1 protein-coding gene is annotated in these 1026 nt (G+C 36.3%); it reads left to right on the top strand.

Annotated features, from left to right (window positions below):
• Positions 1 to 1026 (top strand): methionine adenosyltransferase (gene metK / locus FUA24_RS17240; RefSeq protein WP_148544325.1); only part of this gene is annotated, 1026 nt, incomplete at both ends.

Here is a 1026-nt window from a genome sequence, read left to right as displayed (position 1 = left end):
CAAATTAGTGATGCACTTATAGATAATTTTTTAGCTTTTGATATAAACTCTAAAGTAGCTTGCGAAACCCTTGTAACCACTGGGCAAGTTGTACTTGCTGGCGAAGTAAAATCTAACACTTATTTAGATGTACAACAAATTGCTAGAGATACCATTAACAAAATTGGTTACACTAAAGGCGAATATATGTTTGATGGCAATTCATGCGGTGTGTTTTCGGCTATTCACGAACAATCTGACGATATTAACCGAGGTGTAGATAGAGCTACCAAAGAAGAGCAAGGAGCCGGAGACCAAGGTATGATGTTTGGTTACGCCACCAATGAAACTGAAAACTACATGCCTTTAGCTTTAGATTTATCGCATAGAATTTTAAAAGAGTTAGCTGAATTACGCAGAGAAAACAAAGACATTACTTATTTAAGGCCAGACTCTAAAAGTCAAGTTACTATTGAATATAGTGATGATAATGTACCACAACGCATTGATGCTATTGTAGTTTCTACACAACATGATGATTTTGCTGATGACACTACTATGCTTGCCAAAATTAGAGAAGACATTAAAACTATTTTAATACCCAGAGTAATTGCAAAATTACCAGCTGCTATTCAGGCTTTATTTAATGATGATATAAAATACCACATTAACCCAACCGGAAAATTTGTAATTGGTGGTCCACATGGTGATACCGGATTAACAGGAAGAAAAATTATTGTTGATACTTATGGTGGTAAAGGCGCACATGGTGGTGGTGCTTTTTCAGGCAAAGACCCAAGTAAAGTTGATAGAAGTGCCGCTTACGCTACACGCCATATTGCTAAAAACTTAGTTGCTGCTGGTATTGCCGATGAAGTTTTAGTACAAGTTAGCTACGCCATTGGTGTTGTAGAACCAATGGGTATTTTTATTGATACTTATGGTACTGCAAAAGTAAATTTAACTGATGGTGAAATAGCTGCAAAAGTTTCTGAAATTTTTGATATGAGACCATTTGCTATTGAAGAGCGCCTTAAACTACGCTCG

It is taken from the genome of Seonamhaeicola marinus (genome assembly GCF_008085455.1).
The sequence above is the reverse complement of the archived record's forward strand: the minus strand, read 5'-3'. Positions and strand labels throughout refer to the sequence as shown.